Annotated in this window: 17 protein-coding genes; 9 read left to right on the top strand and 8 right to left on the bottom strand. The window is 74.8% G+C overall.

Annotated elements, in window-relative coordinates; genetic code table 11:
* Positions 1–22: 22 nt before the first annotated feature.
* Positions 23–1,663 carry a chaperonin GroEL gene (gene groL / locus BLQ97_RS02435; protein ID WP_091362882.1) on the top strand — a complete coding sequence of 547 codons (1,641 nt, stop codon included), beginning with the start codon at positions 23–25 and terminating at the stop codon, positions 1,661–1,663.
* A gap of 236 nt (positions 1,664–1,899) precedes the next feature.
* On the opposite strand, the gene BLQ97_RS02430 is transcribed toward groL, so the two are convergent.
* Entirely contained in the window at positions 1,900–2,199 is a 300-nt protein-coding gene (locus BLQ97_RS02430; RefSeq protein ID WP_091362880.1) for a WhiB family transcriptional regulator, read from the bottom strand.
* A gap of 239 nt (positions 2,200–2,438) precedes the next feature.
* Between BLQ97_RS02430 and BLQ97_RS02425 the strand changes: the two genes are divergently transcribed.
* Positions 2,439–3,170 carry a response regulator transcription factor gene (locus BLQ97_RS02425; protein WP_091362877.1) on the top strand — a complete coding sequence of 244 codons (732 nt, stop codon included), beginning with the start codon at positions 2,439–2,441 and terminating at the stop codon, positions 3,168–3,170.
* A 180-nt stretch (positions 3,171–3,350) separates the two neighbouring features.
* Here the strand turns inward: BLQ97_RS02425 and BLQ97_RS02420 are convergent, their stop codons facing one another.
* Positions 3,351–3,746: a DUF5319 family protein gene (locus BLQ97_RS02420; RefSeq protein ID WP_091363849.1), complete on the bottom strand. Its 396-nt coding sequence runs from the start codon at positions 3,744–3,746 to the stop codon at positions 3,351–3,353.
* A 188-nt stretch (positions 3,747–3,934) separates the two neighbouring features.
* On the opposite strand from BLQ97_RS02420, the gene guaB reads away from it, so the two are divergent.
* Genes guaB through guaA form a run of 3 tightly spaced genes read left to right on the top strand, consistent with a single transcriptional unit; the run spans position 3,935 to position 8,189 of the window.
* A complete protein-coding gene (gene guaB / locus BLQ97_RS02415; protein ID WP_091362875.1) occupies positions 3,935–5,488 on the top strand; it encodes an IMP dehydrogenase in 1,554 nt (517 codons plus the stop codon).
* Between the two features lie 2 nt (positions 5,489–5,490).
* Positions 5,491–6,627 (top strand): GuaB3 family IMP dehydrogenase-related protein, encoded by a 1,137-nt coding sequence (locus BLQ97_RS02410; protein ID WP_091362872.1) that lies wholly within the window; start codon positions 5,491–5,493, stop codon positions 6,625–6,627.
* On the top strand, positions 6,627–8,189 hold the full coding sequence (gene guaA, locus BLQ97_RS02405) for a glutamine-hydrolyzing GMP synthase (RefSeq protein WP_091362870.1): 1,563 nt from the start codon (positions 6,627–6,629) through the stop codon (positions 8,187–8,189). The genes BLQ97_RS02410 and guaA overlap by 1 nt, the downstream gene beginning before the upstream one ends.
* 77 nt (positions 8,190–8,266) lie before the next feature.
* Here the strand turns inward: guaA and BLQ97_RS02400 are convergent, their stop codons facing one another.
* The gene (locus tag BLQ97_RS02400) at positions 8,267–8,569 is read right to left on the bottom strand and encodes a hypothetical protein (protein ID WP_091362869.1); all 303 of its coding nucleotides are present in this window, start codon (positions 8,567–8,569) and stop codon (positions 8,267–8,269) included.
* Complete coding sequence (locus tag BLQ97_RS02395; protein WP_091362867.1) at positions 8,562–9,437, bottom strand: PspC domain-containing protein; 876 nt, start codon at positions 9,435–9,437, stop codon at positions 8,562–8,564. Before BLQ97_RS02395 ends, BLQ97_RS02400 begins: the two co-directional genes overlap by 8 nt.
* A gap of 230 nt (positions 9,438–9,667) precedes the next feature.
* Here BLQ97_RS02395 and BLQ97_RS02390 point away from each other — a divergent pair, with 230 nt between their 5' ends.
* Positions 9,668–10,813 (top strand): ATP-binding protein, encoded by a 1,146-nt coding sequence (locus tag BLQ97_RS02390; RefSeq protein ID WP_091362865.1) that lies wholly within the window; start codon positions 9,668–9,670, stop codon positions 10,811–10,813.
* Positions 10,810–11,478 carry a response regulator gene (locus BLQ97_RS02385; RefSeq protein WP_091362863.1) on the top strand — a complete coding sequence of 223 codons (669 nt, stop codon included), beginning with the start codon at positions 10,810–10,812 and terminating at the stop codon, positions 11,476–11,478. Before BLQ97_RS02390 ends, BLQ97_RS02385 begins: the two co-directional genes overlap by 4 nt.
* 128 nt (positions 11,479–11,606) lie before the next feature.
* On the opposite strand, the gene BLQ97_RS02380 is transcribed toward BLQ97_RS02385, so the two are convergent.
* The 3 genes from BLQ97_RS02380 to BLQ97_RS02370 are packed head-to-tail and all read right to left on the bottom strand — an operon-like array spanning position 11,607 to position 13,807.
* Positions 11,607–12,341, bottom strand: coding sequence for a PIG-L deacetylase family protein (locus tag BLQ97_RS02380; RefSeq protein WP_091362862.1), 735 nt, complete (start codon positions 12,339–12,341; stop codon positions 11,607–11,609).
* A 30-nt stretch (positions 12,342–12,371) separates the two neighbouring features.
* Positions 12,372–13,244: an RNA polymerase sigma-70 factor gene (locus BLQ97_RS02375; protein WP_245691740.1), complete on the bottom strand. Its 873-nt coding sequence runs from the start codon at positions 13,242–13,244 to the stop codon at positions 12,372–12,374.
* A complete protein-coding gene (locus BLQ97_RS02370) occupies positions 13,241–13,807 on the bottom strand; it encodes a carboxymuconolactone decarboxylase family protein (RefSeq protein ID WP_091362860.1) in 567 nt (188 codons plus the stop codon). The genes BLQ97_RS02375 and BLQ97_RS02370 overlap by 4 nt, the downstream gene beginning before the upstream one ends.
* Before the next feature lie 155 nt (positions 13,808–13,962).
* On the opposite strand from BLQ97_RS02370, the gene BLQ97_RS02365 reads away from it, so the two are divergent.
* The gene (locus BLQ97_RS02365; protein ID WP_139173423.1) at positions 13,963–14,367 is read left to right on the top strand and encodes a YybH family protein; all 405 of its coding nucleotides are present in this window, start codon (positions 13,963–13,965) and stop codon (positions 14,365–14,367) included.
* A 3-nt stretch (positions 14,368–14,370) separates the two neighbouring features.
* Here BLQ97_RS02365 and BLQ97_RS02360 read toward each other — a convergent pair whose 3' ends face one another.
* On the bottom strand, positions 14,371–14,640 hold the full coding sequence (locus BLQ97_RS02360; RefSeq protein ID WP_091362858.1) for a chorismate mutase: 270 nt from the start codon (positions 14,638–14,640) through the stop codon (positions 14,371–14,373).
* Between the two features lie 253 nt (positions 14,641–14,893).
* Between BLQ97_RS02360 and pcrA the strand changes: the two genes are divergently transcribed.
* Complete coding sequence (pcrA, locus tag BLQ97_RS02355) at positions 14,894–17,188, top strand: DNA helicase PcrA (protein WP_091362857.1); 2,295 nt, start codon at positions 14,894–14,896, stop codon at positions 17,186–17,188.
* The last annotated feature ends 3 nt before the right edge of the window (positions 17,189–17,191 follow it).

The raw sequence follows: 17,191 nt of genomic DNA, 5'->3' as shown, positions 1-17,191 counted from the left end.
GCCCCCTGATCGGAAGGGCCCCATGGCCAAGATCATCAAGTTCAACGAGGACGCCCGCCGGGCGCTCGAGCGCGGCGTGGACAAGCTCGCCGACGCGGTCAAGGTGACCCTCGGCCCGCGCGGCCGCAACGTCGTCCTCGACAAGAAGTTCGGCGCCCCGACCATCACCAACGACGGCGTCACCATCGCCCGCGAGGTCGAGCTCGAGGACCCCTACGAGAACCTCGGCGCGCAGCTGGCCAAGAACGTCGCCACCAAGACCAACGACGTCGCCGGTGACGGCACCACCACCGCGACGGTGCTGGCCCAGGCGCTGGTCAAGGAGGGCATGCGCAACGTCGCCGCCGGCGCCAACCCGATGGGCCTGGGCCGTGGCGTGCGCGCCGCCGTCGACGCCGTGTCCGCGGCCCTCGACGAGGTCGCCATCCCCGTCGACGACCAGCAGGCCATCGCCGGCGTCGCCACCGTCTCCGCCCAGGACGCCGAGGTCGGCACCCTGATCAGCGAGGCGATGGAGAAGGTCGGCAAGGACGGCGTCATCACCGTCGAGGAGAGCAACACCCTCTCCACCGACCTCGACGTCACCGAGGGCGTGCAGTTCGACAAGGGCTACCTCTCGCCCTACTTCGTCACCGACCCCGAGGCGATGGAGGCCGTCCTCGACGACGCCCTCGTGCTGCTGGTGCAGGGCAAGGTCGGCGCGCTGGCCGACCTGCTCCCGCTGCTGGAGAAGGTGCTCGGCACCGGCGCGCGTCCGCTGCTGATCGTCGCCGAGGACGTCGAGGGCGAGGCGCTGTCCACCCTCGTCGTCAACTCGATCCGCAAGACGATCAAGGTCGTCGCGGTCAAGTCGCCCTACTTCGGCGACCGGCGCAAGGCCTTCATGACCGACCTCGCCGTCGTCACCGGCGGCCAGGTGGTCAGCGAGGACGTCGGCCTCAAGCTCGACCAGGTGGGCCTCGAGGTGCTCGGCACCGCCCGCCGCGTGACGGTGGACAAGGACACCACCACGATCGTCGACGGCGGCGGCACGCAGCAGGCCATCGGCGACCGCGTCGCGCAGATCCGGCGCGAGATCGAGGACACCGACTCCGACTGGGACCGCGAGAAGCTGCAGGAGCGGCTGGCCAAGCTGGCCGGCGGCATCGGCGTCATCCGGGTCGGCGCGGCCACCGAGGTGGAGCTCAAGGAGCGCAAGCACCGCATCGAGGACGCCATCGCCGCCACCCGCGCCGCGGTGGAGGAGGGCGTCGTCCCCGGGGGTGGCTCGGCGCTCGTGCACGCCGCCGCCGCGATCGACGCGCTGGAGCTCTCCGGTGACGAGCTGACCGGCGCCCGCGCCGTGCAGCGCGCGCTGGACGCCCCGCTCGCCCGCATCGCCGACAACGCCGGCTTCGAGGGCCGCGTCGTCGTCAGCAAGGTCCGCGACCTCGGCGTCGGCCAGGGCTTCAACGCCGCCACCGGCGAGTACGGCGACCTGGCCGCCCAGGGCGTCATCGACCCGGTCAAGGTCACCAAGGCCGCGCTGGGCAACGCCGCGTCGATCGCCGCGATGGTGCTGACCACCGACTCCGCCGTCGTCGAGGCGCCGGAGGAGGAGGACCACGCGGGGGCCGGGCACCACACCCACGGCCACTCGCACGGCCACGGCCACAGCCACTGAGGTCGCCCGCGCGACGGTGACGGGACGGCCTCCCTGCAGGGTCCCGCCGCGAGCGTGCGAGCGGTGGGGGGCAGGGAGGTCCTTCCGCTGATCGTGGCGCGTCCCACCCGACGGTGCACGGTCGGGTGGGACGCGCTGCGGTGCGGGAGGACGCCTCGCGCGGTGTCGCCCGGGAGAACGCCGAGAGGGCCGGTCCAGCAGCTGCTGGACCGGCCCTCTCGGCGTCTCTGTGGTGCTCAGACCCCCGCGGCGACGGCGGCGGGCTCCGCGGCGATCAGCCGGGCCCGCTCCTCCTCGCTCATCCCGCCCCAGACCCCGTAGGGCTCGCGGACGCTGAGCGCGTGCTTGAGGCAGGCGTCGACCACCGGGCACTGGGCGCACACGGCCTTGGCGGCTGCCTGGCGGCGGGCCCGGGCCGGGCCCCGCTCGCCGTCCGGGTGGAAGAACAGGGCGGTGCTCTCACCACGGCACGCGCCGTGCAGCTGCCAGTCCCACACCTCGGCCACGGGTGTCGGCAGTCGGCGGATGTCAGCCATCTGTGTCCTCCTCGGCTCGGCGAGCCGGAGGGGGCGGTCCGGCTGCACGGGAGCCGGTGCCCGAGGGTCCCGGGGGCCAAACACAGTGGGGCCCGACATTTTCCCGCCCACCGTCTCCCCCCGCAGGGTGAGCACGGCTGTTGCCGCCCCGGGCGGTCGCTCATGGTGGCTGCAGGCCGCGCCGTTACCCGGGTCGAGTGACCCCACGCCCGCACGGCCGGGGGAGGACAGGAGCTGCAGTGATCGACGACAGGATGCGCGGTCCCGGCCACGGTGCCACGACCGTGTGGGTGTACGACGAGCGCCGCCGTGTCCGCGACGACGTCGCCGCCCGCCTGGTGGCCCTGCCGTTCGTCGGCCGGGTCGAGGTCGTCGGTGACGCCACCGCGCTGGTCCAGCGGCTGGCCACCCGCCAGCCCGACGTGCTGCTGGTCGGCACGCAGCGCGCGGTCGACACCGGGCTGACCGTGGCCACCCAGGTGCTGCGCACCCACCCGACCGTGCCGGTGCTGCTGCTCGGCGCGCCCGACGACGCCGAGACGGTGCGAGCCGCCGTCGCCGTCGGTGCCCGCGGGTACCTCCGCTGGGACGCCAGCGCCCTCGAGATGGGCCTGGGCCTGTCGCGGGTGGGGCTGCGCGCCGACGGCCGGCCCCCGCAGCCGGCCGCACCGGTGCCGCTGGCCTCGGTGGGCGCCCCGGCCCCGTCGTGGGCGGCGCCGCTCAACGGCGCGGGCCCCCGGGCGGTGAGCACGACGGTGCGCGAGAGCGCCCCGCCGGTCGCTCTGTCCATGCGCGAGATGCAGGTGCTCACCGGCATGAGCCAGGGCAAGAGCAACGCCCAGATCGGCCGCGAGCTCTACCTGTCCGAGGACACCATCAAGACCCACGCGCGCCGGCTGTTCCGCAAGCTCGGCGCCAAGGACCGCGCCGAGGCGGTGGCCACCGGCTTCCGCCGCGGCATGATGACCTGACCGACGAGAACGCGCTGAGGGGCCCCTCCCGGATCCGGGAGGGGCCCCTCAGCGCGTTCTCGCCCCGTCGACACGGACGGCACCGAGGTGCGCCGCCCCTGCTCGGGACGGCGTGGCAGGGCTCCGCGCACGCCGGGACGGCACGTGGTCGCGGTGTCGGCCGGTAGGCCGACGGGGTGCTCAGTCGTCGCGGGCGTGCCGGCCGCCGCGGGAGGCGCCGCCGGGCTCCTCGCGCTCGGCCATCGCGGCGATCCCGTCGGCGTAGCCGCTGGCGTAGTCCCAGCTGACGTAGTCGGCCGGGTCGGGGTCGAACGGCGGCTCGTGCCGGCCGGTCTGCCCCTCCTCGAGCAGCTGGCGCAGGTTGGCCTGCATCAGCGCCCAGTCGACGTGGTGCTCCTCGTCGCAGTCGGGGCAGTCGACCACGATGCCCTTGATCCCGGTGGGCTCGAGCAGGGTGCGGAAGACCTCGAGCTCGGCCAGGTCGTCCAGGACGCCGGCCCGCTCCTCCATCGACAGCGGCGGGGGCGGGTCGGACGCCCCGAAGTCGGACCCCGGGGACTCGTCGAAGGAACTCACGGGACCCTCCTCCCACGCGCCGGTGGCGCTGTCGCTGCCGTCCGGACGCACGAACCCGCGCGTCCGGGGGACCACGGTAGTCGCCCGCGCCGACCGATCCCACGCGCAGCGGAGACGGCGTCCCGGCCACCGAGGGCCCCGGCCTACGATCGAGGACGGTTCCCGCGCGCCCGGCCGGGGCTGAGCCGATGGAGAGGGTGGCGGCCACCATGCAGCCCGACGACCACGCCCCTGACGGGTACCGCCCCGAGCTGCCGGCGAAGTTCGCCCCGCTCGGCCTGACCTACGACGACGTCCTGCTCATCCCCGGGGAGTCCGACGTCGTCCCGGCCGAGGTGGACACCAGCAGCCGGCTGACCCGCGGGATCCGGATCGCCGTCCCCCTGCTGTCCAGCGCGATGGACACCGTCACCGAGGCCCGCATGGCGATCGCGATGGCGCGGGTCGGTGGCGTCGGCGTGCTGCACCGCAACCTCGCCGCCGAGGAGCAGGCCGGCCAGGTCGACCTGGTCAAGCGCTCCGAGGCCGGCATGGTCACCAACCCGGTCACCTGCTCGCCGGACAACACCCTCGCCGAGGTCGACGCGCTCTCCGGCCGCTACCGCATCTCCGGCGCCCCGGTGGTCGACGACGAGGGCGTGCTCATCGGCATCGTCACCAACCGCGACATGCGCTTCGAGACCGACCCGAACCGGCTGGTCCGCGACGTCATGACGAGGATGCCGCTGGTCACCGCCCCGGTCGGCGTCGACCCCGACACGGCGCTCCGACTGCTGTCCCAGCACAAGATCGAGAAGCTGCCGATCGTCGACGACGCCGGGCGGCTGCGCGGACTGATCACCGTCAAGGACTTCGTCAAGCGCGACCAGTACCCCGACTCCACCAAGGACGCCGACGGCCGGCTGGTCGTGGGGGCGGCGCTCGGCGTCGGCGAGGACGCCTTCAAGCGCGCCGGGCTGCTGGTCGACGCCGGCGTCGACGTGCTCGTCGTCGACACCGCGCACGGCCACCAGCGGGCGGTGCTCGACATGGTCGCGCGGGTGCGGAAGGAGTTCGGCGGCGACGGCGGCGTGCAGGTGGTCGGCGGCAACGTCGCCACCCGGGCCGGCGCGCAGGCGCTGGTCGACGCGGGCGCCGACGCGGTCAAGGTCGGCGTCGGCCCGGGCTCGATCTGCACCACCCGTGTGGTCGCCGGCGTCGGCGTCCCGCAGATCAGCGCGATCTACGAGGCGAGCCTGGCGTGCAAGCCGGCCGGCGTCCCGGTCATCGCCGACGGCGGCCTGCAGTACTCCGGTGACATCGCCAAGGCGCTGGTCGCCGGCGCCGACACGGTGATGATCGGCGGCCTGTTCGCCGGGGTCGAGGAGGCCCCGGGCGAGCTGGTGTTCATGAACGGCAAGCAGTTCAAGACCTACCGCGGCATGGGCTCGCTGGGCGCCATGCAGAAGCGCGGCAACCAGTCCTTCAGCCGCGACCGCTACTTCGCCGACGACGTCCTCTCCGACGACAAGCTCGTCCCCGAGGGCATCGAGGGCCAGGTGCCCTACCGCGGCCTGCTCGCCACCGTCGCCCACCAGCTCGTCGGCGGCCTGCGCGCGTCGATGGGCTACGCGGGTGCGGCCACGGTCGCCGACCTGCAGGAGCGCGGCCAACTGACCCGCATCACCTCCGCGGGCCTGACCGAGAGCCACCCGCACGACATCCAGATGACGGTCGAGGCCCCCAACTACCGAGGACGCTGACGATGCCCGCCCGCGACACCGTCGAGATCGGCCTCAACCGCTTCGCCCGCCGCGGCTACGACCTGGACGAGGTCTCGATCGTCCCGTCGCGCCGCACCCGCGACGTCGACGACGTCTCCACGGCCTGGCAGATCGACGCCTTCCGGTTCGACATCCCGCTGGTCACCAGCCCCAGCGACGCCGTGGTCAGCCCGGCGACGGCGATCGCCGTCGGCCAGGCCGGCGGACTCGGCGTGCTCAACGCCGAGGGGCTGTGGACCCGTTACGACGACCCGCTGCCGGTGTACCGCCGGCTGCGCGACGCCGCGGCCGAGGCGCCGCCGCCGGTGTCGCTGCTGCAGCAGGTCTACGCGCAGCCGGTGGAGCCCGACCTGATCGGCGCCCGGATCAAGGAGATGCGGGACGCCGGGGTGACGACGGCGGTGCGCGTCTCGCCGCAGCACACGCTGCAGCTGGCCCCCGCGGTGCTCGCCGCCGGGGTGGACCTGCTGGTCATCCAGGGCACCATCGTCTCCGCCGAGCACGTCACCACCCAGGGCGGGGCGCTCAACCTCAAGGAGTTCATCGCCGACCTCGACGTCCCGGTGGTCGTGGGCGGCGCGGCGAACTACCAGACGGCGCTGCACCTCATGCGCACCGGCGCGGCCGGCGTGATCGTCGGCGTGGGCGCCGACAGCTACTCCACCGGCGACGCCGTCATGGGCGTCCGGGTGCCGCTGGCCAGCGCGATCGCCGACGCCGCGGCCGCCCGCCGCGACTACCTCGACGAGACCGGCGGCCGGTACGTGCACGTCATCGCCAACGGCCGGATCGAGACCAGCGGCGCGATCGCGCGGGCGCTGGCCTGCGGCGCCGACGCGGTCCAGATCGGCGAGCCGCTGCGCGCCGCGCGGGAGGCACCGGCCGGGGGCGTCTGGTGGGACTCGGTGGCGGCCCACCCGCGGCTGCCGCGCGGCGGGACGTCGGCCCCGGTGCCGGCGGCCGGGACGCTGGAGCAGGTGCTGCTCGGCCCGGCCGAGACCGCCGACGGGCGCACCAACCTCTTCGGGGCGCTGCGCCGCACGATGGCCAAGACCGGCTACCGCGACCTCAAGGAGTTCCAGCGGGTCGACCTCGTGATCGGCGGTCGACCCGACTGATGGACTTCCCGACCGTCCTCGTCGTCGACTTCGGCGCGCAGTACGCCCAGCTCATCGCCCGGCGCATCCGCGAGGCCGGCGTCTACTCCGAGATCGTCCCGTCGTCGGTGTCCGCGGAGGAGGTCCTCGCGCGCGAGCCCGCGGCGATCGTGCTCTCCGGCGGCCCGTCCAGCGTCTACGCCGAGGACGCCCCGCAGATCGACCCGGCACTGTTCGAGGGCGGGGTACCGGCCTTCGGCATCTGCTACGGCTTCCAGGCGATGGCCGCCTCGCTCGGCGGCACGGTGGCGCGCACCGGCGACCGCGAGTACGGCGGCACGCCGCTGACGGTCACCACGGGCGGGCGGTTGTTCGGGGCGCTGCCGGTCGAGCAGTCGGTGTGGATGAGCCACGGGGACGCCGTCAGCGCGGCGCCGCCCGGGTTCACCGTCACCGCCACCTCCACCGGCGCGCCGGTCGCCGCCTTCGAGGACGTCGACCGGCGGCTGGCCGGGGTGCAGTTCCACCCCGAGGTGCGGCACACCGCCCACGGACAGACGGTGCTCGAGCACTTCCTGTTCGACATCGCCGGCCTCGAGCCCACCTGGACGATGAGCAACGTCGTCGACGAGCAGGTCGAGCGCATCCGCGAGCAGATCGGCGACCGGCGGGCGCTGTGCGCGCTGTCCGGCGGCGTCGACTCCGCGGTGGCCGCCGCGCTCGTGCAGCGGGCCATCGGCGACCGGCTGACCTGCGTGTACGTCGACCACGGGCTCATGCGCCAGGGCGAGACCGAGCAGATCGAGCGCGACTTCGCCGAGGTCACCGGCGCCGACCTGCGGGTGGTCGACGCGAGCGAGCAGTTCCTGGCGGCGCTGGCGGGCGTCAGCGACCCGGAGCAGAAGCGCAAGACCATCGGCCGCGAGTTCATCCGGGTGTTCGAGCAGGCGGCCACCGACGTCGTCGCCGACGCGCAGGCGCACGGGGAGACCGTCGACTTCCTCGTGCAGGGGACGCTCTACCCCGACGTCGTGGAGTCCGGCGGCGGCACCGGCACGGCCAACATCAAGAGCCACCACAACGTCGGCGGCCTGCCCGAGGACCTGCAGTTCACCCTCGTCGAGCCGCTGCGGACGCTGTTCAAGGACGAGGTGCGCGAGGTGGGCCGGCAGCTCGGCCTGCCCGACCGGCTCGTGCAGCGCCAGCCGTTCCCCGGCCCGGGGCTGGGCATCCGCATCGTCGGCGAGGTGACCCGCGACCGGCTCGACGTGCTGCGCCGGGCCGACGCGATCGCCCGCGAGGAGCTCAGCGCGGCGGCGCTCGACTCGGAGATCTGGCAGTGCCCGGTGGTGCTGCTGGCCGACGTCCGCTCGGTGGGCGTGCAGGGCGACGGGCGCACCTACGGCCACCCGGTGGTGCTGCGCCCGGTGTCCAGCGAGGACGCCATGACCGCCGACTGGACCCGGCTGCCCTACGACGTGCTCGCCCGGATCTCCACCCGCATCACCAACGAGGTGCCCGAGGTCAACCGGGTCGTCCTCGACGTCACGAGCAAGCCGCCCGGCACCATCGAGTGGGAGTAGGCGGGGGGACCGCCGCACGCCGGAGGGCCCGGGGAGCGTGTGCTCCCCGGGCCCTCCGCGTCTCCGCCCCCGCGGTGTCAGCCGCGCCTGCGGCGCGTCCTCCGCAGCTCGGTCACCAGCAGCGCGACGCCGGCGCCCACCAGCAGCAGCCAGAGCAGGCCGCCGTCGGCCACGAGGTCCAGCGGCAGGGCGACCCCGGCCAGGACCACCAGTGCCAGGACGACGAAGACGACGCCCGGCACGAGGGTCACCGGGTCCGGCCGGCGCCGCGGCGGCGGGGTGGGGCTGGGCTCCAGCGCGGTCGGGTAGTGCCACTGGTCGGCCAGCGCGCGCTCCTGCCAGCCGGTGGGGGTGGTGGGGAACTCGCTGTAGTCAGGCACGGGACACCTCCACGTCTCCGAAGCCGGAGTTGATGGTCAGGACGAGGTCGACGTCGCCGTCGCCGTCCTCGCCGCGGAACAGGCCGCTGTCGGACCCCTCGTCGAACAGGTCGACGTCGCCGACGCCGTGCTCGACGTCCACGCGGACGTCGAAGTCGTCGGGCACGGTCACGTCCAGGTCGCCCATGCCGTGGTCGATGCGCACCTCGAGCGGCGTGTCGACCTCGTCGACGTCGAGCCGGGAGAGGTCGAGGTCGAGGTCGCCGGCGCCGACGTGGTAGGCGCTGCGCACGTCGGCCACCGTGGTCGGCCGGTAGCTCTGGTCGCCGATGCCGCCGGTCTCGTCGTCGAACTCGGGGACGGCCGAGGAGAACAGCACCGCCAGGGACAGCACGCCGCCGACGGCGATCAGCCCGCCGCGCGGCGAGCGGCCGCGGCTGAAGCTCGAGGCGACGAGCCCCAGGCCCACGACCAGCAGGGCGGAGGCCAGGAACCCGGGTGCGCCGGGGTCGAGGTCGGTGTAGCGGGTGACCAGGACCAGCAGCCCGACGAGGATCAGCAGGCCCGCCACGGTGAACGCGGCGACGGGGGAGCGGGGGCCGGGCGGCTCGGCCGGGGCGCCGTCGGCGCGCCGGCGCGGCCCGCCGGGCATGAGCAGCCACAGCAGCGCGTAGACGATGACGCCGGAGCCGCCGGCGAGGGTGAGGGCGACGAAGCCGACCCGCCACAGCAGCGGGTCGATGCCGCTGTACTCGGCGAGCCCGCCGGCGACACCGCCGGCGATCTTGTCGGTGCGGCTGCGCCGGAGCGCGGGACGGGTGGCCGGAGGGGGGTCGGCCGGCGGGGCGGGAGGGGGTGCGGCGGTCATGGCAGGGAGCGTGCCGACCGGACCGCCCGGCCGGTATCGGGGAAGGCCCCCATCCGACCCTGGTCCGCCTCCTCCGGGGGCTTCCCGGTACCGGGACGGGGGCGCGCGGTGCGACGATCGTCGCCGTGACGAGGACGGCGACGACCCCCGAGGGCGCACCCGCGCCCCCGGCCGCACCGCCTCCGGCCGTACCAGCTCCTGCGGCCCCGGCGCCGGTCGCGGTCGCCACGGTGGAGCGGCCCCCGCTGGTCCGGCCCCGCTCGGGCCGGTTGCTGGCCGGCGTCGCGGCGGGGACGGCGGCGCACCTGCGCACCGAGCCGCTGGTCGTCCGGGTGGTCCTCGTCGCGCTGGCCACCACCGGCGTGGGCGTGGTCGTCTACGCGCTGCTGTGGTTCTTCGTCCCGCAGGGCGAGGCCGTCCCGGTGCCCGCGGACGCCCAGCCCAGCCGCCGGCAGACCATCGGCCTGGTCCTCACCGGGCTGGGCGCGCTGGTGCTGCTGGGCAACCTGGCCACCTGGGGCGGCGGCGACCTCGTCGCGCCGCTGCTGCTGCTCGGCGGCGGCCTGGCCGTCATCTGGCGCCAGCTCGACACCGACCGCACGCTGACCCGGCCCGGCGTCCCGTGGGTGCTGGCCGGCGGCGCGGTGCTCGCCGCGGCCGGCGTGGTGCTGCTGCTGGCCACCACCGGTCAGCTGGCCAACGCCCGCAACGGGTTCACCGCCACGCTGGTCATCCTCGCCGGCCTGGTGCTGGCCACCGCCCCGCTGTGGCGCCGGCTGCTGGACTCCCGCGCCGCCGAGCGCACCGCCCGCATCCGGTCGGAGGAGCGGGCCGCCGTCGCCGCGCACCTGCACGACTCGGTGCTGCAGACCCTCGCGCTCATCCAGCGGCACGCCGGCGACCAGCAGGCCGTGGCCCGGCTGGCCCGCAGCCAGGAGCGCGAGCTGCGCAGCTGGCTCTACGAGCCGGCGACCGCGGCCGGCGGCACGTGGGCGGGACTGGTGTCGCAGATGGTCGCCGAGGTCGAGGCCGACCACGCGCTGACCGTCGACCCGGTCGTGGTCGGCGACGCGCCGGTCGACGACGCGCTGGCCGCGCTCGGGGCGGCCACCCGGGAGGCGCTGGTCAACGCGGCCAAGCACGCCGGCGTGACCTCGGCCGACCTCTACACCGAGGTGACCGCGCAGTCGGTGTCGGTGTTCGTCCGCGACCGCGGTGCCGGCTTCGAGCCGGGCACGGTGCCCGGCGACCGGCGCGGGCTGCGCGACTCGGTGACCGGGCGGGTGTCCCGCATCGGCGGGACGGCGACGGTCCGGTCGGCCCCGGGCGAGGGCACCGAGGTGGAGCTGGTGCTGCCGCGCGAGGTCGCCGCGTGAGCGCTCCCGAGCGGCCCCGCGTCTACCTCGTCGACGACCACGCGATGGTCCGCGCCGGGGTGCGCTCCGAGCTGGGGGACGCGGTGACCGTGGTGGGCGAGGCCGCCGACGTCGACTCCGCCGTCGCCGGCATCCGGGCCGCCGTCCCCGACGTGGTGCTGCTCGACGTCCACCTGCCCGGCGGCGACGGGCGGGCGGTGCTCGAGGCGCTGCGGGCGGAGCTGCCCGGGACCCGCTGGCTGGCGCTGTCGGTGTCCGACGCCGCCGAGGACGTCATCGCGGTCATCCGCGCCGGCGCCCGCGGCTACGTCACCAAGACCATCTCCGGGCCGGAGCTGCGCGCCGCGGTGCAGCGGGTGGCCGAGGGTGACGTCGTCTTCAGCCCCCGGCTCGCCGGGTTCGTGCTCGACGCTTTCGCCGCCACCTCGCCGTCGGCCCCCCGGTCCGAGGACCCGGCGACCGACCCGGGCCTGGACCTGCTCAGCGCCCGCGAGCGCGAGGTCATGCAGCTGCTGGCCCGCGGCTACACCTACCGGGAGATCGGCTCGCGCCTGTTCATCTCGGTGAAGACGGTGGAGTCGCACGCCTCGAACGTGCTGCGCAAGCTGCAGCTGTCCAACCGCAACGAGCTCACCCGCTGGGCCGCCACCAACCGATTGCTCTGACGTCCTACCGGACGTCACCGCGGCCAGGTGCCGTCCCCCTGGTGCGCGGAGCCCTGCCCGTCACTCGATCGCGGAGGCCTCCGGCCCCCACTCCTCGCGACGCCTCGCAGGGCGGGGTCACCTTCCCCTCACGCCGTGAACACCACGTGGAAGGCCTCGGCGAGGCGGCCGGGGGGCAGGTCGAAGCGGCGGGCGGTCTGCGCCATCCAGCCACCGACGAACCCCTCGAGGTCGTCGACGTGGCTGACCTGCGTCACGTGGCTCTTCAGCGCGGCGAACTTCAGCTCCACGACGTCGGTGACGTCGACGGCGTGGTCGGCGCGCGGGCTGGCGCCCAGCCACACCTCGCTGACCGTCCACGCGTCGAGCCCCTCGTCGGCGAGCAGCTCGGGGAACGCGAAGGGGTTGCGGGCGTCGGGGTACACCGCCCGCAGGGTCGACTCGCCCACGGTCATGTGGTCGGGGTGGCTGGCGCCGATCCGCTCGTACCAGCGCTCCGGCGAGCTGGTGAGCACCCGCTGCGGGCGCACCTGGCGGATGACGCGGGAGATGTCGCGGCGCAGGTCGAGGGTGAGCTCGAGCCGGCCGTCGGGGTAGCCGAGGAAGCGGACGTCGGTGACGCCCACGGCGGCGGCCGCGGCGCGCTGCTCCTCCCGCCGCAGCGGGCCCATCCGGTCCCGCGGGGTCTCGTCGAAGCCGCCGGCGTCGCCGTCGGTGACGATGCAGTAGGTGACCTCGGTGCCGGCCGCCGTCCAGGTCGCCACCGTGCCCGCGCTGCCGAAGTCGACGTCGTCGGGGTGGGCGAGCACGCACAGCGCCCGCTCGACGTGCTCGGCGGGCGTGCGGGGCGGGGGCGCGGTCACCCGGCGGAGCCTAGGCGTGGGCCCGGCAGCTCACCTCCGCAGTCCGGCCAGCTTGTCGGGGTTGAGCACGACCAGCACCTGCTGCACCCGCCCGTCGGTGACCACCAGCGAGACCGCGACGTAGGGGCCCTCGTCGGTCCACGCGGCCACCCCGGGCCGGCCGTTGACCTCGGCCAGGCCGATCCGCAGCCCCGGCAGCGACGCCCCGCCGGAGACGACGGCGCTCAGGAAGCGGGCCACCTTGTCGGCCCCGGTGATCGGCCGCAGGGCCGCCTTCGCCCGCCCGCCGCCGTCGGTCACCAGCACCGCGTCCGGGGCGAGCGCGGCCACCAGCGCGTCGACGTCGCCGCCCAGGCAGGCGGCCAGGAACCGCTCGGTGACCTCCCGGTGCACCCGCCGGTCGACGACGGAGCGCGGCCGGCGGGCGGCCACGTGCTCGCGCGCCCGGTGCCCGATCTGCCGGACCGCCGCCTCCGACCGGCCCAGGACGGCGGCGACCTCCGCGGCGGGCACCCCGAACACCTCGCGCAGCACGAACACCGCCCGCTCGGCGGGGGAGAGGCTCTCCAGGACGACGAGCAGCGCCAGCGAGACCTCGTCGCCGAGCACCGCCTCGTCGGCGGGGTCGCCGCCGCGGTCGGTGAGCAGCGGCTCGGGCAGCCACGGGCCGACGTAGGTCTCCCGGCGCGCCCGCGCGGAGGTCAGCCGGTCCAGCGCCAGCCGGGTCGTCGTCCGCACCAGCCAGGCCCGGGGGTCGGCGACGTCGTCGCGGTCGGCCGCCGACCAGCGCAGCCAGGCGTCCTGCACGGCGTCCTCGGCGTCGGTGACGCTGCCCAGCATCTGGTACGCGACGGTGAACAGCAGCCGCCGGTGCGCCTCGAAGGCCGGCAGGAGCCCGGTCACGCGCGGGCCGGGAGCTCGCAGCGGTCGCGGAAGCCCTGGCTGGGCAGGCCCAGCGCGCTGTTCGTGCGGGCCCGGGCGTTCTCCACGGCGACCATGGTGGTCAGCTCGACGAGGGCGGCGTCGTCGAGGTCGCGCCGCAGCGCGGCGACCATCTCGTCGGTGACCCCCATCGGCGTGGTGCTCATCGCCTCGGCGTACTCCACGACCCGCCGCTCGAGGTCGGTGAGCACGTCGCTGTCGCGCCAGGCGGGCACGGCGCGCAGCTTGGCGGGGTCGGTGCCCTCCTGGCTGGTGACCCACCACCCGAAGTCGACGCACCAGGAGCAGCCGACGGTGACCGCCGCGGACATGACCGCCAGCGACTTCAGCGTCGGGTCGAGCCGGTCCCACCGGGCGAGCGCGCGCTCGTGGCGGAGCTGGGTGACCAGCAGCCGGGGGTGGTGGCCCATCGCGGCGGCCGGGGCGAGCGTGGCCCCGTAGACGCGGCGGGAGTAGCGGTCGACGGCGCGGGTGAGCAGGGTGCGCGGCGGGTCGAGCGGGATGCGGGCGGTGGTGGCGGTCATGGCGGCGTCCTCTCCGACGGGGTGTGTCCTGGAGACGACGCGGCCGCCCCGGACGTGACACGCGGCCCGGGGTTCCGGAGAGGACCGCTCGCGCGGACCCTGACCGTCCACGGGAGCGCGACGGGCCGGCCGGGCCCGCCGGGGGAGGAGCCGAGGTGGACCCTGCGCTGTCCCGCGCGATGGCACGGGTCGCCGACGGTCTCGCCGCGATGGGGGCCGGCGACCCCGGTCCGTACGCGAGCTGCTGGGCGGACTCGCCCGACGTCACGCTGTTCGGCGCCTGGGGCCCGGTCGAGAAGGGCCACCACGCCGTCACGAGGACCGTCGAGTGGGTGGGCAGCCGGTTCAGCGACGGCCGGCTCGTCCCGCGCTACGACGTCGTCGACGTCAGCGGGGACCTCGCCTACACCGTCGGCGTCGAGCGGGGGACCGTGCGCGTCGACGGCGGGGAGCCGCAGGAGATGACCCTCCGGGTCACGCACGTGTACCGGCGGGTCGAGGGCGACTGGTGGCTGGTGCACCGGCACGCCGACGTGCCGCCCGCCGACCCGCGGCGCTGACCTTCACAGGCGGCCGCGGCCCTGGCGGAGCAGCATCATGCCCAGCGCGGCGCCGTCGGGACCGAGCGCGTCCTGGAAGCGGGCGATGACCTGCTGCTCGCGGGCCAGCGACAGCCGGGTGCCGCCGGACTCCCGGCGCAGCCGGCCGATCTCGTGCGAGACGGCCAGCCGGCGCTGGACGAGCCGGATGAGCTCGGCGTCGCAGGCGTCGATCTCCTCGCGCAGCTCGGCGATGCGGCCGTCGGCGTCGGTGGGCGGCAGGGTGGCGGTCATCGGGTTCCTCCGGGTGGGACGGTGGCCGTCGGGACCCCGGGAACGAGAAACGCCCCGGGCTCCTCGGGCCCGGGGCGTTCGTTGCGGCGGCTGCTCAGCCAGCGGCGACGGACACCGGGACCCGGTGCCCGTAGGAAAAGCCGACGGTGGCGAGCAGCACGGCGGGGAGTCTGCCACACCGGTCCCGGAGGGCGCCACGACCGGTCCGGCGCCGGGCGGGGCCGTCGCCGGTGCGAACTACAGTGGTGTGGCTATGAGCAGCGTGCAGCAGGCCCTCCCCGGTACCGCCGCGCTCCAGCGTTCCGCTCCCGGCTCGGCCGGCCGGGAACTGGACCGCATGCTGGCCGGCCTCAACGGTCCCCAGCGTCAGGCCGTCGTCCACGAGGGCGGCCCGCTGCTCATCGTCGCCGGTGCCGGCTCGGGCAAGACCCGCGTGCTCACCCACCGCGTCGCCTACCTGCTCGGCGCCCGCGGTGTGCAGCCCGGCGAGGTCCTGGCGATCACCTTCACCAACAAGGCCGCCGGCGAGATGAAGCAGCGCGTCGCCCAGCTGGTCGGGCCGCGTGCCCGCGCGATGTGGGTGTCGACGTTCCACTCCATGTGCGTGCGCATCCTGCGCGCCGAGGCGGCCAAGCTGGGCCTGAAGTCGTCGTTCACGATCTACGACCAGGGCGACTCGGTGCGGCTGATGACGATGGTCGCCCGCGACCTCGACCTCGACGCCAAGCGCTACCCCGGCCGCAGCCTCGCCGCGCAGGTGTCGAACCTGAAGAACGAGCTGGTCGACGAGGAGTCCTACGACCCCCAGACGGCGCCTGAGAAGGTGCTCAAGGAGGCGTACACGCTCTACCAGCGGCGGCTGCGCGAGGCGCACGCGCTGGACTTCGACGACCTGATCATGACGACGGTCAACCTGCTGCAGGCCTTCCCCGACGTCGCCGAGCACTACCGCCGCCGCTTCCGGCACGTGCTGGTCGACGAGTACCAGGACACCAACCACGCGCAGTACGTGCTGGTCCGCGAGCTGGTCGGTACCGGCGAGGGGCCGGTGCCCCCGGCCGAGCTCTGCGTCGTCGGCGACGCCGACCAGTCGATCTACGCCTTCCGCGGCGCGACGATCCGCAACATCGACGAGTTCGAGCGCGACTACCCGCAGGCGACGACGATCCTGCTCGAGCAGAACTACCGCTCCACGCAGCGGATCCTCCGGGCGGCCAACACCGTCATCGCCAGGAACACCGGCCGCCGTCCCAAGGACCTGTGGACCGACGCCGGCGACGGCGAGCTGATCGAGGGCTACGTCGCCGAGAACGAGCACGACGAGGCGGCCTGGGTCGCCGAGCAGATCGACGCGCTGGTCGACGCCGGGAAGACCCGGCCCGCCGACATCGCCGTCTTCTACCGGACCAACAACGCCTCCCGCGTCTTCGAGGAGGTGTTCATCCGCGTCGGCATGCCCTACAAGGTCGTCGGCGGGGTGCGCTTCTACGAGCGCAAGGAGGTCCGCGACGCCATCGCCTACCTCAAGGTGGTGGCCAACCCCGCCGACGTGGTGAGCCTGCGCCGCGTGCTCAACACGCCCAAGCGCGGCATCGGCGACAAGGCCGAGTCCTGCATCGAGCAGTTCGCCGACCGCGAGCGGATCGCGTTCGCCTCCGCGCTGCGCCGCTGCCCGGAGATCACCACGCTCGCGCCGCGCTCGCTCAAGGCCGTGCAGGAGTTCGTGACGCTGCTCGAGGAGTTCGAGCAGCTGGTCGAGTCCGGGTCGGGTCCGGCCGCGCTGCTGGAGAGCGTCCTCGACCGCACCGGCTACCTGGCCGAGCTCGAGGCCAGCACCGACCCGCAGGACGAGGGCCGCGTCGACAACCTCAACGAGCTGATCTCGGTGGCCGCGGAGTTCGAGGCGGCCAACCCCGGCGGCACGGTGACCGACTTCCTCGAGCAGGTCTCGCTGGTGGCCGACGCCGACCAGATCCCGGTGTCCGGGGACGAGGCCGGCGTGGTCACCCTGATGACGCTGCACACCGCCAAGGGCCTGGAGTTCCCGGTGGTGTTCCTCACCGGCCTGGAGGACGGCGTCTTCCCGCACCTGCGGGCGCTGGGCGACCCGAAGGAGCTGGAGGAGGAGCGGCGGCTGGCCTACGTGGGCATCACCCGCGCCCAGCAGCGGCTGTTCCTCTCCCGCGCCACGGTGCGCACCAGCTGGGGGCAGCCGGCCTACAACCCGCCCTCGCGCTTCCTCGACGAGCTGCCCTCCGACACGGTGCACTGGGCCCGGCTCGACCCCACCCCGGCGCCGAGCACCGGCTCCTCGGCGCAGCAGCGGGTGGCGGCCACCGGGCTGTCCACCGGGGGGCTGCGCGGCGGCCGCGGCAACCGTGCGGTCATCAGCGTCGAGGTCGGCGACCGGGTCAGCCACGACGCGTTCGGCCTGGGCACGGTGGTCGAGGTCACCGGCGCCGGCGACCGCGCGCAGGCGACCGTCGACTTCGGCTCGGGCGGTACCAAGCGCCTCGTCCTGCGCTACGCCCCGCTCGTCAAGCTCTAGGGC

Source organism: Geodermatophilus telluris (assembly GCF_900102745.1).
GTDB lineage: Bacteria > Actinomycetota > Actinomycetes > Mycobacteriales > Geodermatophilaceae > Geodermatophilus > Geodermatophilus telluris.
Note: the sequence above shows the minus strand (reverse complement) of the source record. Positions and strands in the feature narration are given on the sequence as shown.

Excerpts from the sequence above, each read along its gene's own strand:
- pcrA (WP_091362857.1), top strand. The coding sequence starts at position 14,894 with ATGAGCAGCGTGCAGCAGGCCCTCCCCGGTACCGCCGCGCTCCAGCGT.
- guaA (WP_091362870.1), top strand. The coding sequence starts at position 6,627 with ATGGACTTCCCGACCGTCCTCGTCGTCGACTTCGGCGCGCAGTACGCC.
- BLQ97_RS02370 (WP_091362860.1), bottom strand. The coding sequence starts at position 13,807 with ATGACCGCCACCACCGCCCGCATCCCGCTCGACCCGCCGCGCACCCTG.
- groL (WP_091362882.1), top strand. The coding sequence starts at position 23 with ATGGCCAAGATCATCAAGTTCAACGAGGACGCCCGCCGGGCGCTCGAG.
- BLQ97_RS02395 (WP_091362867.1), bottom strand. The coding sequence starts at position 9,437 with ATGACCGCCGCACCCCCTCCCGCCCCGCCGGCCGACCCCCCTCCGGCC.
- BLQ97_RS02410 (WP_091362872.1), top strand. The coding sequence starts at position 5,491 with ATGCCCGCCCGCGACACCGTCGAGATCGGCCTCAACCGCTTCGCCCGC.
- BLQ97_RS02430 (WP_091362880.1), bottom strand. The coding sequence starts at position 2,199 with ATGGCTGACATCCGCCGACTGCCGACACCCGTGGCCGAGGTGTGGGAC.
- guaB (WP_091362875.1), top strand. The coding sequence starts at position 3,935 with ATGGAGAGGGTGGCGGCCACCATGCAGCCCGACGACCACGCCCCTGAC.
- BLQ97_RS02360 (WP_091362858.1), bottom strand. The coding sequence starts at position 14,640 with ATGACCGCCACCCTGCCGCCCACCGACGCCGACGGCCGCATCGCCGAG.